The sequence below is a fragment of the Crenobacter sp. CS_VA4 genome, from assembly GCF_055597485.1.
Map to the genome: position 1 here is coordinate 85,802 of NZ_JBVMAE010000001.1, position 12,926 is coordinate 98,727.

Here is a 12,926-nt window from a genome sequence, read left to right on the forward strand (position 1 = left end):
AAATTGCAAGATGCAAGATGGTTAGCTATACATAGCACCGGTGCCCTGCTGCACCGCACCAGACCCACCCTCGCAAGGAACACCGCATGAACGAACCCGCGCCACTCGGACGCGGCCTGCGCCTGACCGGCGACGACCCGGCGGCCTGGCCGCTGTGGGTGCTCGCCGCCGTCGTACTCGGCGCCTGGCAGGCCGGCGCACGCTGGCCGCTCGGCGTGCCCGGCTACCAGGGCATGGTGACGATGGCGATCTTGATCGTGATGCTGCGTCGCCGCGACGGCCGGTTCAGCGCCACGCTGCTCGCCAGCGGCGGCCTGCTGTTCGCCGGCCTGCTCGGCGCGCCGCTGAGCCTCAACAAGGTGCTCGCGCAGCTCAGCATGGCACTGCTGCTCGACCTCGGCGCCAGCCGCTCACGGCGTGCCTGGCAATGGGCGCTGCTCGCTGCGCTCGCGTTCGCGCTGCGGCCGCTGCTGCGCTGGTGGCTCCTGCCCTATACCGGCGGCCAGTGGGGCGCCGAGCCGCTGTGGCGGGTGGTCGGCTGGCACGCGGTGTTCGGCCTGGCCGGCGGCGCGCTCGGCGCGCTGTTGTTGCGCCGGCCGCGGCGCTGACGGGCTGCTCGGTAGCCCGCGCAACGGCAGCACGAGGCTCGCGGCCGGTTCATCACAGGCTCTAGTGTAGAATCGTCCGATGGATACTCTGCACGCCCCTAACGATACCCTGCTCGCCGGTCTCAACCCGGAGCAACTGACCGCCGTCACCTGGCCGGCCAAGAGCGCGCTGGTGCTCGCCGGCGCCGGCAGCGGCAAGACCCGGGTACTGACCACCCGCATCGCCTGGCTGATCCAGACCGGCCAGGTCAACCCGAGCGGCCTACTCGCCGTCACCTTCACCAACAAGGCGGCGCGCGAGATGCAGACCCGGCTGGCCAGCCTGGTCGCGGTCAATGTGCGCACGATGTGGATCGGCACCTTCCACGGCCTGTGCAACCGCTTCCTGCGCACCCACTGGCGCGACGCCGGCCTGCCGCAGACCTTCCAGATCCTCGACTCGGCCGACCAACAGTCGGCGATCAAGCGGCTGTTGAAGGCGCTCGACGTCTCCGACGAGAAATTCCCACCGAAGGCGGTGCAGGGCTTCATCAATGGCCAGAAGGAAGCCGGCGTGCGCGCCGACGCGCTGTCGGCGCACGACCCGTACACCAAGAAACTGATCGAGCTGTACGCCGCCTACGACGCCCAGTGCCACCGCGAAGGCGTCGCCGACTTCGCCGAGCTGCTGCTGCGCAGCTACGAGGTGCTGGCGGCCAATAGGGCGTTGGCCGAACACTACCGCGCCCGCTTCCGTCACATCCTGGTCGACGAGTTCCAGGACACCAACCGGCTGCAATACGCCTGGCTGAAGCTGTTGGCCGGGGCCGACAACGCGCTGTTCGCGGTCGGCGACGACGACCAGAGCATCTACGCCTTCCGCGGCGCCGAGGTCGGCAATATGCGCTCGCTGATGCACGACTACGGCATCGCCGCGCCGATCCGGCTCGAACAGAACTACCGCTCGGCCGGCAACATCCTCAACGCGGCCAACGCGGTGATCGAGCAGAACGACGGCCGGCTCGGCAAGAACCTGTGGACCGACGCCGGCGAGGGTGAAACGCTGCGCCTCTACGAGGCGTACTCGGACGGCGAGGAAGCCGAATTCATCGTCGACGAGGTACGCGCGCTCAAACGCGAGGGGCTGAACCTCGCCGATATCGCGGTGCTGTATCGCAGCAACGCCCAGTCGCGCATCCTCGAGCATGTGCTGGTGCAGGCCGGCCTGTCCTACCGCATCTACGGCGGGCTGCGCTTCTTCGAACGCCAGGAGATCAAGCACGCGCTCGCCTACCTGCGCCTCTTGGTCAACCCGGACGACGACAACGCGCTCTTGCGGATCGTCAACGTGCCGGCGCGCGGCATCGGCGCGCGCAGCGTCGAGGGCCTGCTCGCCGCCAGCCGCGACCAGGGCGTGACGCTGTGGCAGGCCGCCTGCGGCTCGGGCACCGGCAACAAGAAGCTCGGCGCCTTCGTGCTCTTGATCGACCGGCTGCGCGAACGCGCCGCCGGGCTGAACCTGGCCGAAGCGATCAGCCTGGTGATCGACGACTCGGGCCTGCGCGCGATGTACCAGGACGACAAGAAGGATGGCGAAGAACGCCTCGCCAACCTCGACGAGCTGATCAACGCCGCCGCCGGCTACTTCCCGGACGACCCGGACAACGCGCTGGTCGAGTTCCTGACCGCCGCCGCGCTGGAAGCGGGCGAGCACCAGGCCGAGGCCGGCGCCGACGCGCTGCAGCTGATGACGGTGCACGCCGCCAAGGGGCTGGAATTCGACGCGGTGTTCGTGTCCGGGCTGGAAGAAGGGCTGTTCCCGCACGAGAACAGCCTGGCCGACAGTAAGGGCCTGCAGGAGGAGCGCCGGCTGATGTACGTGGCGATGACCCGCGCCCGTCAACGGCTGTACCTCAGTTGTGCGCAGCAGCGGATGCTGCACGGCCGCTCCAGCTACCCGATCCGCTCGCGCTTCGTCGACGAGGTGCCGAGCGAGCTGGTCAAGGTCCTGTCGGCGCGCGCCAAGTCGGCGCCGGCCGTCCACCAGCGCGCGCCGTGGCTCGATGCGCCGCTGACCGCCGACAACGCCGCCGCCACCCGCCGTTCGGCCGACTCCAGCGGCTATCGGATCGGCCAATCGGTCGAACACGCCAAGTTCGGACTTGGCGTTGTCATTAATGCTGAAGGCGCTGGGGACGATATAAGATTACAAATCAATTTTGCCGAACACGGGGTGAAGTGGCTCGACCTGCGCTACGCCAAGCTGACCCCGGCCTAACCCGATGATTTTTCAGCCCCTCTGACGATGAGCGATCTTTCCCTCACCACCCTCTCCAACGTGACGGCGTCCGGCCGTGCGGCCCCCGCCCGTCGCCAGGAGAGCAACCCCTACAAGCGGCGACGCATCCTGGTGATCGACAACGTACCGGACATGCAGCGCTCGCTGGGAATGACGCTGACCTCGTTCGGGGCGGAGAAGATCGACTACTCCGGCCGGCCGGCCGACGCGCTGTCCAAGCTCGCCAAGTTCGATATCGACGTGGTGCTGTGCGACTACGACCTGGGCAACGGCTGCGACGGCCTCAACCTGCTCGACGAGGCGCGCGAGCGCAACCTGATCAAACCGTCCTGCGTGTTCATCCTGCTGACCGGCGAGCGCCGCGCGCCGCGGGTCACCTCGGCGGCCGAACTCGCCCCCGACGACTACCTGCTCAAGCCGTTCACCGGCGAACTGCTGCGCCAGCGGCTGGAGCGGGCGATCCAGCGCCGCGCCGCGTTCCGGGTGCTCGACGAGGTGATCATGCGCCACGACTACCTGGTGGCGATCGAGATCTGCAAGCGCCAGGTCGCCGAGCGCAGCCCGTTCACGCTCGAATTCATGAAGCTGCGCGGCACGCTGGCGCTGAAGATCGGCGATTTTGCCGGCGCCAAGGCGCTCTACATGGACGCGCTGCGGATCAAGCCCTTGCCGTGGATCAAACTAGGTCTTGCAAAAGCGTTGCTCGGCTTGAAGGAATACGACGAAGCACGTCTATTATTTGAGGAGGTCCTCGCCGATAATGACCAAGTGATCGAGGCGTACGACGGGCTGGCGCGGTTGCAGCAGCTGAATCACCAGCTCAAGGCCGCGCAGCAAAGCCTGGCGAAGGCGGTGGCGCTGTCGCCGATGCTGGTGCAGCGCCAGCAGCAGTTGGCCGAAGTGGCGCTGCTCAACGACGACCTGGAAGCCGCCGAGGCGGCCAGTCGCGAAACGCTCGATCTGGCCCGCCACTCGTGGCGGCGCGCGCCCGGGCAGTACGCGCTCGCCGCTCGGGTGCAGCTGGCCCGCGGCGACGAGGCAGCGGCGGCGCGCACCGTCGACCAGCTGCGCCGCGACCTGCGCGACGATGCGGCGGCGGCGTGGATGGCCAGCGTGATCGACAGCCAGATCCAGCTGAAGCTCGGTCATCAGGACAGCGCCGAGCGGCTGCTCGACGAGGCCGATGCGGCGTTTGCCGAGCTCGCCCGCGAGCTGCCGCCCGAGGCGCAGATGGAATACGCGCGCGCCTGTCACGCTCAGGGTCGCCGCGAACAGGGCGAGACGGTGCTGCGCGAACTGGTGCGCAACCACCACGACGACGAGACCCTGCTCGAACGGGTCGGCTCGCTGTTCAACGCGATCGGCGAGGACGAGCAGGGCCGCCAGCTGATCAGCGAAAGCGTGCAGGCGGTGATAGAACTGAATAACCAGGCGGTGGCCGAAGCGAAGGCCGGCCGCTTCGAGGCGGCGATCGAGCAGTTCCTGCGCGCCGCCGACGAGCTGCCGGACAACCTGCAGGTCAAGCTCAACCTGGTCAACGCCACGCTGACGCTGGTGCATCGTCAGGGTTGGCACGAAGAGTATATGCGTCGCGCCCACGACATCATGCTCGCGGTGCGCGATATGGCACCGACCGACGGCAAGTTCCAGAAGCTGCTGGTCACCTGGCGACGGCTGGTCGAAAAACTGGGCAAACCGCAATGGGCACTCTGAACGCGCTTTCCATCTTGATCCTCGACGATGAACCGTTGGCGCGCGAGCGGCTGCGGGCGCTGCTGTCCGACTGCGGCACCGAGCCGGTGGCCGAGTTCGGCGAGGCCAGCTCGGCGCTGGACTGGCTCAGCCACCACCCGGTCGACGTCGCGCTGGTCGACATCCGCCTGCCCGGCATGTCCGGCATGGAGTTCGCCCGCCAGCTGAGCGAGCGCTGTCCCTCGCCACCGGCGCTGATCTTCACGACCGCGCTGGACACTCACGCGGTCGACGCCTTCGAGCTCGCGGCCACCGACTACCTGTTGAAACCGGTACGGCTGGAGCGCTTGCGCACCGCGCTGGAACGCGCCGCCGGCCGCCGCCCGGTCAGCGGCAGGCGCTTCACCCAGTTCACCGTGCGTAGCCGCGACCGGGTTCAGCTGGTGCCGCTGGAGCAGGCGCGCTACCTGAAGGCCGAGCTCAAGTACGTGACCTTGGTCACCGCCAACGGCCAGGAATTCCTGCTCGACGACTCGCTGATCAAGCTCGAGGAAGACCTCGGCCCGGCGGCGCTGCGCATCCACCGCAACTGCCTGGTGATGCGCCACGCCATCGTCAGCGTCGAACGGATCGGCACGCCGCCGGACGACCACTGGGCGGTGCAGCTGGTCGACGTGGCCGAACGGCTGCCGGTCAGCCGCCGCCAGCTCGCCGCACTGCGCGCCGCGGTCGGCCGCTGAGTCCTCCCCCAGCCCTTTCAAGCGCTCTGAGCCTCATTCGGACAGCCCCGTCTCCGGCCCCGTACCGTATTCCCACAAAAGCTTGGCCGAACCCAACGCTTCGGCCAAGTTTTTTGCCAGCCACCGCCTCGCTCAGCGCAGATTCACCGCCTCGAAGTTGACCCGGCCGTCGGCGCTGACCACGTAGCCGGTCACGTTCTTGCGCCAGGCGGCGTAGGCGTTCGGGTACGCCAGCGGGATCAGCGGCAGTTGTCGGGCCAGCATCGCCTGCGCGTCGCGGTACAGCGCGGCGCGGCGGCCGACCCGCTGTTCCGCCTTCGCGCTGGCCAAGAGGGCGTCGTAGCTCGGCTCGCACCAGCGCGAAAAGTTGACCTGGTTGATGCCGCCGCAGCCCATCATGCCGAGGAAGGTGGCCGGGTCGGCGCTGCCGCCGGTGCCGAGCACCATCGCCCCCTGGTAAGCGCCGGAGCGGCCCGCCTTCAGGTATTCGCCCCAGCCGAGGTTCTTGATCTCGGTCTTCACGCCGAGCTTGGCCCAGTCGGCCTGGATCAGCTCGGCGGCGAGCCTGCCGTTCGGCTGGGTCAGCCGGGCCACCGGCATCGCCCACAACTCCATCTGGAAGCCGTCGCCGTAACCGGCCTCGGCGAGCAAGGCCTTGGCGCGCGTCAGGTCCTGCTTGAACGGCTTCAGCGCCGCGTTGTACGCCCAGGCGGTCGGCGGAACCAGGCCGCCGGCCGGCCGCGCCGCGTCGCGGTAGACCTGCTTGAGCAGGGTATCGCGGTCGATCGCCAGCGCCAGCGCCTGGCGCACCCGCACGTCCTTCAGCGGCGCGACCTTCTCCAGATTCAGATTCAGGTAGCCGACCGCCAGCGCCGGCGTGCTCTTCACCACCACGTCGGGATTGTTCTGCAGGCTGGCGAGGTCGGCCGGCTTGGGCTGGCTGATCAGCTGGCATTCGTTGCGCGCCAGCTTCTGCACCCGCACCGTCGCGTCAGGGGTGATCGCGAACACCAGCGCGTCGAGCTTGGGTCTGCCGCGAAAGTAATCGGGGTTGGCCGAATAGCGGATCGCGCTGTCCTTCTGGTAGCGCTGGAAGATGAACGGCCCGGTGCCGATCGGCTTCTGGTTGAGCTCGGCACCTCGCCCGGCGGCGAGCAGTTGCTGCGCGTACTCGGTCGAATGAATCGACGCGAACGGCCAGGCCAGATCGCCGAGGAAGCTGGTATCGCCCTGTTTCAGCGTGATCCTCACCGTCAGCGGGCCGAGCTTCTCGATCTTGTCGACGTTGCCGTCGAAGCTCGACATGCCGGCCTGCGGGAACACCGACGGCAGCACCGCGCGCAGCGGGTGCTTGGGGTCGATGAAGCGCGACAGGCTGAACACCACGTCGTCGGCGTTGAGCGGCCGGCTCGGCGTGAACGCGGCGCTGCGCTGGAACTTCACATTCGGGCGCAGCGTGAAGGTGTACTCGCGCGCGTCGGCCGAGATCGTCCAGCCGGCGGCCAGGTCGGCCACCACCTGGTTGCCGCCGCGCTCGATGCGCACCAGCCGGTTGAACACCGTTTCGGCGCTGGCGTCGTGGCTGTCGGCGCTGGCGTACAGCGCCGGGTCGAAGCCCTCGGGCGCGGCGGCCGAGCAGTACACCAGCGTGCCGGCGGCGAGCGCCGGCATCGCGGCAAGGCTGCCGGCCAAGGCCAGCATGAACGGTTTCAAGGGCAATCGGGTCATGCAGGCTCCTGGCGGGAAAGACGTAGCAGACAGGCCAGGCCGGAAACGACAACACCCCGGCTAGCGGGGCGTTGTGATGACATCGTTCGGCCAACCGAATCGATATTTAATCAGATTACATAGTCCTGCGCCGCGTCTTTCAGGAACACCGCGACCTTCTTCGGCGTGACGTAGACGGTATCGCCGAGCATCAGGCCGAGCTCGCGATAGCGCTCCTTGCTCAGCGCCGCCTCGATGCTGTCGCCGGTATCGACGCGCGCCAGCTCGACCCGGACCACCGGGCCGACCGCGTGGATATGTTCGACGGTGCCGGCCGCCAGCGCGCCGTCGGCGACGCGCGACACGTCCAGGTCGTGCGGCCGCACGTAGGCGACCGCCTCGTCGCTCTTGCCGGCGTGGTGCTGGCCGAGGCTGTGCGCGTAGTCGCCGATGGTCAGGCTGCCGCCGTCGACGCGGCCGTGGAACAGGTTCACGTCGCCGAGGAACTGGGTGACGAAGGGGGTCGCCGGCGCCTCGTAGATGTCGTCCGGGCGGCCGACCTGCTCGATGTGGCCGTGGTCCATCACCACCACCCGGTCGGACACCTCGAGCGCCTCTTCCTGGTCGTGGGTGACGAACACGCTGGTGATGTGGATCTCGTCGTGCAGCTCGCGCAGCCAGCGGCGCAGGTCCTTGCGCACCTTGGCGTCGAGCGCGCCGAACGGCTCGTCGAGCAGCAGCACCTTAGGCTCGACCGCCAGGCTACGCGCCAGCGCGATCCGCTGGCGCTGGCCGCCGGACAGCTGGGCGGGGAAGGCGTCGGCCAGCCAGTCGAGCTGCACCAGCTTCAAGAGCTTCATCACCCGCTCGCGGATTTCCTCCTTGCTCGGCCGTTCGCGGCGCGACTTCACCGACAGGCCGAACGCGACGTTGTCGAACACCGTCATGTGGCGGAACAGCGCGTAGTGCTGGAACACGAAGCCGACCTGGCGCTCCGACACGTGGGTATTGGTCGCGTCCTCGCCGGCGAACAGCACCTGGCCGGCGTCCGGCTGCTCGAGGCCGGCGATGATGCGCAACAGCGTGGTCTTGCCGCAGCCGGACGGGCCGAGCAGCGCCAAGAGTTCGCCCGAGGCGATGGTCAGGTTGACGTTGTCCAGCGCCACGAAGTCGCCGAAGGTCTTGCGGATATTGCGGATGTCGATGCTCATCACGGTCACCTAATCAATGCGTCGGGGCCAGACGGGCCGCCAGCGTGCGTTCCTTGGCGCCTTCGCGCTGGCGCTCGATGCGCCACTCGACGAGGGTCTTCACCAGCAGGGTCACCAGCGCCAGCAGCGCCAGGATCGACGCGCAGGCAAACGCGCCGACGAAGTTGTACTCGTTGTAGAGGATCTCGACGTGCAGCGGGATGGTGTTGGTCTCGCCGCGGATGTGGCCGGACACCACGCTGACCGCGCCGAACTCGCCCATCGCCCGGGCGTTGGTCAGGATCACGCCGTATAAGAGGCCCCACTTGATGTTCGGGATGGTCACCTTCCAGAAGGTCTGCCAGCCGGAGGCGCCGAGTACCATCGCCGCCTGCTCCTCGTCCTGGCCCTGTGCCTGCATCAGCGGAATCAGCTCGCGGGCGACGAACGGGAAGGTGACGAACACGGTCGCGAGCACGATGCCCGGCACCGCGAACATGATCTTGATGTCGTGTGCCGACAGCCACGGGCCGAGCCAACCGTTGGCGCCGAACAGCAGCATGTACATCAGGCCGGCGACCACCGGCGACACCGAGAACGGCAGGTCGATGAAAGTGGTGAACAGGCTCTTGCCGCGGAACTCGAAGCGCGCGATCGCCCACGCCGCCGCCACGCCGAACACCACGTTCAAGGGCACCGCGATCGCCGCGGTGATCAGGGTCAGCTTGATCGCCGACCACGCCTCCGGTTCGACCAGGGCGGTCAGGTACAGCTCCCAGCCCTTGGACAGCGCTTCCCAGAACACCGCGACCAGCGGCACCAAGAGGAACAGCGCGACGAAGGCGAGCGCGACCGTGATCAGCGCGATGCGCACCCAGCGCGCTTCGGTGGTCAGCGGACGGTTAAGGTTGGCCGAAGACATGGTTTTCTCCCGGGCTTAGCGGCCGCCGCCGTGGCGGCGACTCGCCCACCACTGGATGGCGTTGATGGCAAACAACAGCACGAAGGACAGAACGAGCATCACCGCCGCCACCGCGGTCGCGCCCAGGTAGTCGTACTGATCGAGCTTGGAAATGATGATCAAGGGCGCGATCTCGGACACCAGCGGAATGTTGCCGGCGATGAAGATCACCGAGCCGAACTCGCCGGTGGCACGGGCGAACGCCATCGTCGAACCGGTGATCAGCGCCGGCAGCACCGCCGGGAAGATCACCCGGCGGAAGATCTGGCCACGGCTGGCGCCGAGGCAGGTGGCCGCCTCCTCGAGCTCCTTCTCCAGGTCCTCCAGCACCGGCTGCACGGTGCGCACCACGAACGGCAGGCCGATGAACACCAGCGCGATCACGATGCCGAGCGGCGTGAACGCGACCTTCAGCCCCAGCGGCACCAGGTACTGGCCGAGCCAGCCGTTCGGCGCGTACAGCGTGGTCAAGGCGATGCCGGCCACCGCGGTCGGCAGCGCGAACGGCAGGTCGATCAGCGCGTCGATGAAGCGCTTGCCCGGGAACGGGTAGCGCACCAGCACCCAGGCGAGCAGGAAGCCGAACACCGCGTTGATCAGCGCGGCGATCGCCGACGCGCCGAACGACAGCTTCAGCGACGCGATAACCCGCTCGGCGGTGACGGTGGCGACGAACGCCGGCCAGCCCATCTTGGTGGTCATCAGCACCAGCGCGGCGAACGGCAACAGCACGATCAGCGACAGCCAGACCACGCTGATGCCGAACGACAGGCCGAAGCCGGGCAGCACGCTATGTTGTCGGTTCAACAGACTCATCGGGATTCATTCCTCAGCAACAGACAGCCAATCTAAAGAGTCGCTAACAAAACTCAGCGAAGCGGTCCCGGCTAGGCGCGCTGCCGCAGACAGTACAAGGAGTACGGCAAGGCAGCGCAACAACGCCGGGAGAGTTTTGTTAGCGACTCTCAGCCGGCGCCCGGTCATTTCTTCAGATAGATCTGATCGAACACGCCGCCGTCGGCGAAGTGCTTCTTGGACACCGCGGCCCAGTCGCCGAAGGCGCTCTCGACGGTGAACACCTTCACCGGCGGGAACTGCGCCGCGTACTTGGCGGCCACTTTCGGGTCCTGCGGGCGCAGGTAGTTCTTCGCGGCGATTTCCTGGCCTTCCGGGCTCCACAGGTACTTCAGGTAGTCCTCGGCCTGCTTGCGGGTGCCCTTCTTGTCGACCACCTTGTCGACCACCGCGACCGGGTTTTCGGCCGACACCGACAGTTTCGGGTACACCAGCTCGAAGCTGCCGCGGCCGAATTCGCGCGAGATCATTTCCGCCTCGTTTTCGAACGTGATCAGCACGTCGCCGATCTGGCGCTGCATGAAGGTGGTGGTGGCGGCGCGGCCGCCGGTGTCGAGCACCGGCACGTTCTTGAACAGCTTGGTGACGTAGTCGCGCGCGCGCGCCTCGTTGCCGCCCGGCTGCTTCAGCGTTGCGCCCCAGGCGGCGAGGTAGGCGTAGCGGCCGTTGCCCGAGGTCTTCGGGTTGGCGATGATCACTTGCACGCCCGGCTTCACCAGGTCGGCCCAGTCGTGCACGTTCTTCGGGTTGCCCTTGCGCACCAGGAACACCGTGGTCGAGGTGAACGGCACGCTGTGGTTCGGCAGCCGCTTCGCCCAGTCCTTCGGCAGCAGGTTGCCGCGCTCGGCCAATAGGTCGATGTCGGTCGACTGGTTCATCGTGATCACGTCGGCCGGCAGGCCGTTGACCACCGACAGCGCCTGCTTCGAGGAGCCGCCGTGCGACTGCTGGATCGTCACCGTCTCGCCGGTCTTGGCCTTGTAGGCCTTCTGGAACACCGGGTTGTAGTCCTTGTAGAAGTCGCGCATCACGTCGTAGGACACGTTCAGCAGCGTCACGTCGGCCAGCACCGGGGTGGACAGGCCGAGCGCAACGAGCGCGGTCAGGACAAAACGAGACGTCATGGCGATACCTCTGGGACGGATGGACATTGCTGCCGACTATACTCATTTGTCTTTATGTCCAGAAATACTATTCGGCACTACCTTTATGCGTTTTCGGGATATGCCACCCGGGAGCCTGCCATGGACCTTTTGGGCCGCCGACACGGTCCCGCTCAGGTCCATGGCAGGCTCCCAGCTAAATCGGGTATGCTTTTCGCCCGCACGAGCCGTTATCGACGCCGCTGGACCGCCGGCGGCGCCGATAACGCCTTTTGCAGGATTGCTTGATGACCACGCTTGCCACCCACCCGCTTCGTCGCGCGCTGAACGACGAGGCGCACGCCCGCCCGCCCGCCGCGATCGCCTCGCCGGCGCGGGTCTCCTCGCTCACCGTGCTGTTCGAAAAGGACGACTCCGGCCAGCGCGAGGCGATCGCCCGCCTGGCCGAGAGCCTCGGCATCGCCCCGCCGGAGCCCGGCACCTCGCACTTTGCCGGCCAGGCCGGCGAGCTCGCTATCCGCTGGTCGCTGCACACCGAGTTCGCCCGCTACACGCTGACCTTGCCCGACGTCGGCCCGCTGCCGTTCGTCGACACCGCCTTCGCCGAGCTGCCGGACGCCTGGCTGGACAGCCTGCCCGGCACGGTGATGGTGGCGCTGCACGCGGTGGTGCTGCCGGCGAGCGAGGAGCAGCCGGTGCACGACATCGCGCAGCGCTGGTTCGGCGGCCGCGAGCTGCTCGGCGCCGAGATCGGCGACGGCAACGGCGCCGCGTACACCGACCTGCGCCTGCACCCCGACCCGCGGCTGCCGGAGGGCTTCTCGCGCTTCGTGATCGTCGACCGCAAGATGGGCCCGAACCAGACCGGCCGGATGCTGCAACGGCTGTTCGAGGTCGAGACCTACCGGATGCTGGCGCTGTTGGCGCTGCCGATCGCCAAGCAGCAGATGCGCGAGATCAACGAGCTCGGCGGCAAGCTGCGCCGCGCCACCGAGCGGATGAGCGAGCAGCCCGACCAGGACGACGACCTGTTGGCCGAGCTGACCGAGCTGGCGGCGCGCGCCGAACGGCTGGTCGGCGAGCACCAGTACCGCTTCTCGGCCAGCCGCGCCTACTACCAGCTGGTCGCGCAGCGGATCGCCGAACTGCGCGAGCGCCGCATCCCCGGCCTGCAGCCGTTCCGCGAATTCATGGAGCGGCGGCTGTCGCCGGCGATGGCCACCTGCGAGACCGCGCTCGGTCGCCAGGACCGGCTGATCGAGCGGATCCAGCGCACCACCGCGCTGCTGCGCACCCGGGTCGAGGTGGTGCACGAACAGCAGAACCGCGCCTTGCTCGCCAGCATGGACCGGCGTGCCGAGCTGCAGCTGCGCCTGCAGGAAACCGTCGAAGGGCTGTCGGTCGGCGTGCTGACCTACTACGTGGTCAGCCTGAGCGGCTACCTCTTCAAGGCGCTGCACGCCGGCGGCGTGCACGTCAATCCGGAGCTCGCCACCGGCATCGCGATCGTGCCGGTCGCGCTCGGGGTGTGGCTGGCGGTACAGCGCGCCAAGCAGTTCCTCGGCCACTAGGCGTCACTAACAAAACGAAGTTTCTGCGAAGCTAAAATCCTCCCTGCGTTGTTGCGCTGCCTTGCCGTACTACTTGTACTGTCTACGGCAGCGCGGCGAGCCGAACCGCTTCGCTGAATTTTGTTAGCGACGCTAGACCACCCAATCCCGCAAGCAACCCGCCCGCCCCGGCGGGTTTTTGTCGCTGCGACAAGCCCGCGTTACACTCACCCGTTTGGTAT

Annotated in this window: 10 protein-coding genes; 5 read left to right on the plus strand and 5 right to left on the minus strand. The window is 67.6% G+C overall.

The annotated features are described in order from the left end of the window. Nucleotides 1-86 precede the first annotated feature (86 nt). The 4 genes from ACZ2IA_RS00435 (at nucleotide 87) to ACZ2IA_RS00450 (ending at nucleotide 5,318) form a co-directional block, all read left to right on the plus strand. Entirely contained in the window at nucleotides 87-608 is a 522-nt protein-coding gene (locus ACZ2IA_RS00435; RefSeq protein WP_470290581.1) for a hypothetical protein, read from the plus strand. A gap of 79 nt (nucleotides 609-687) precedes the next feature. After that, a complete protein-coding gene (locus ACZ2IA_RS00440) occupies nucleotides 688-2,865 on the plus strand; it encodes a UvrD-helicase domain-containing protein (protein ID WP_470290582.1) in 2,178 nt (725 codons plus the stop codon). 27 nt (nucleotides 2,866-2,892) lie between these two features. Continuing rightward, nucleotides 2,893-4,599 carry a response regulator gene (locus tag ACZ2IA_RS00445; RefSeq protein WP_470290583.1) on the plus strand — a complete coding sequence of 569 codons (1,707 nt, stop codon included), beginning with the start codon at nucleotides 2,893-2,895 and terminating at the stop codon, nucleotides 4,597-4,599. Continuing rightward, nucleotides 4,587-5,318: a LytR/AlgR family response regulator transcription factor gene (locus ACZ2IA_RS00450; protein WP_470290584.1), complete on the plus strand. Its 732-nt coding sequence runs from the start codon at nucleotides 4,587-4,589 to the stop codon at nucleotides 5,316-5,318. Before ACZ2IA_RS00445 ends, ACZ2IA_RS00450 begins: the two co-directional genes overlap by 13 nt. A 132-nt stretch (nucleotides 5,319-5,450) precedes the next feature. Here the strand turns inward: ACZ2IA_RS00450 and ACZ2IA_RS00455 are convergent, their stop codons facing one another. From ACZ2IA_RS00455 to ACZ2IA_RS00475, 5 genes are all read right to left on the minus strand, one after another. Further along, the gene (locus ACZ2IA_RS00455; protein WP_470290585.1) at nucleotides 5,451-7,046 is read right to left on the minus strand and encodes an ABC transporter substrate-binding protein; all 1,596 of its coding nucleotides are present in this window, start codon (nucleotides 7,044-7,046) and stop codon (nucleotides 5,451-5,453) included. A gap of 110 nt (nucleotides 7,047-7,156) precedes the next feature. Further along, nucleotides 7,157-8,236 (minus strand): sulfate/molybdate ABC transporter ATP-binding protein, encoded by a 1,080-nt coding sequence (locus ACZ2IA_RS00460; protein ID WP_470290586.1) that lies wholly within the window; start codon nucleotides 8,234-8,236, stop codon nucleotides 7,157-7,159. 13 nt (nucleotides 8,237-8,249) lie between these two features. After that, complete coding sequence (gene cysW / locus ACZ2IA_RS00465; RefSeq protein ID WP_470290587.1) at nucleotides 8,250-9,137, minus strand: sulfate ABC transporter permease subunit CysW; 888 nt, start codon at nucleotides 9,135-9,137, stop codon at nucleotides 8,250-8,252. 15 nt (nucleotides 9,138-9,152) lie between these two features. Then, nucleotides 9,153-9,992 carry a sulfate ABC transporter permease subunit CysT gene (gene cysT / locus ACZ2IA_RS00470; RefSeq protein WP_470290588.1) on the minus strand — a complete coding sequence of 280 codons (840 nt, stop codon included), beginning with the start codon at nucleotides 9,990-9,992 and terminating at the stop codon, nucleotides 9,153-9,155. Between the two features lie 164 nt (nucleotides 9,993-10,156). Beyond that, nucleotides 10,157-11,155 (minus strand): sulfate ABC transporter substrate-binding protein, encoded by a 999-nt coding sequence (locus tag ACZ2IA_RS00475; RefSeq protein ID WP_470290589.1) that lies wholly within the window; start codon nucleotides 11,153-11,155, stop codon nucleotides 10,157-10,159. Nucleotides 11,156-11,421: 266 nt separating this feature from the next. Between ACZ2IA_RS00475 and ACZ2IA_RS00480 the strand changes: the two genes are divergently transcribed. Then, nucleotides 11,422-12,705, plus strand: a complete 1,284-nt coding sequence (locus tag ACZ2IA_RS00480) for a DUF3422 family protein (RefSeq protein ID WP_470290590.1) — start codon at nucleotides 11,422-11,424, stop codon at nucleotides 12,703-12,705. The last annotated feature ends 221 nt before the right edge of the window (nucleotides 12,706-12,926 follow it).

Excerpts from the sequence above, each read along its gene's own strand:
- ACZ2IA_RS00435 (WP_470290581.1), top strand. The coding sequence starts at position 87 with ATGAACGAACCCGCGCCACTCGGACGCGGCCTGCGCCTGACCGGCGAC.
- cysT (WP_470290588.1), bottom strand. The coding sequence starts at position 9,992 with ATGAGTCTGTTGAACCGACAACATAGCGTGCTGCCCGGCTTCGGCCTG.
- ACZ2IA_RS00475 (WP_470290589.1), bottom strand. The coding sequence starts at position 11,155 with ATGACGTCTCGTTTTGTCCTGACCGCGCTCGTTGCGCTCGGCCTGTCC.
- ACZ2IA_RS00445 (WP_470290583.1), top strand. The coding sequence starts at position 2,893 with ATGAGCGATCTTTCCCTCACCACCCTCTCCAACGTGACGGCGTCCGGC.
- ACZ2IA_RS00460 (WP_470290586.1), bottom strand. The coding sequence starts at position 8,236 with ATGAGCATCGACATCCGCAATATCCGCAAGACCTTCGGCGACTTCGTG.
- ACZ2IA_RS00480 (WP_470290590.1), top strand. The coding sequence starts at position 11,422 with ATGACCACGCTTGCCACCCACCCGCTTCGTCGCGCGCTGAACGACGAG.
- ACZ2IA_RS00450 (WP_470290584.1), top strand. The coding sequence starts at position 4,587 with ATGGGCACTCTGAACGCGCTTTCCATCTTGATCCTCGACGATGAACCG.
- ACZ2IA_RS00455 (WP_470290585.1), bottom strand. The coding sequence starts at position 7,046 with ATGACCCGATTGCCCTTGAAACCGTTCATGCTGGCCTTGGCCGGCAGC.
- ACZ2IA_RS00440 (WP_470290582.1), top strand. The coding sequence starts at position 688 with ATGGATACTCTGCACGCCCCTAACGATACCCTGCTCGCCGGTCTCAAC.
- cysW (WP_470290587.1), bottom strand. The coding sequence starts at position 9,137 with ATGTCTTCGGCCAACCTTAACCGTCCGCTGACCACCGAAGCGCGCTGG.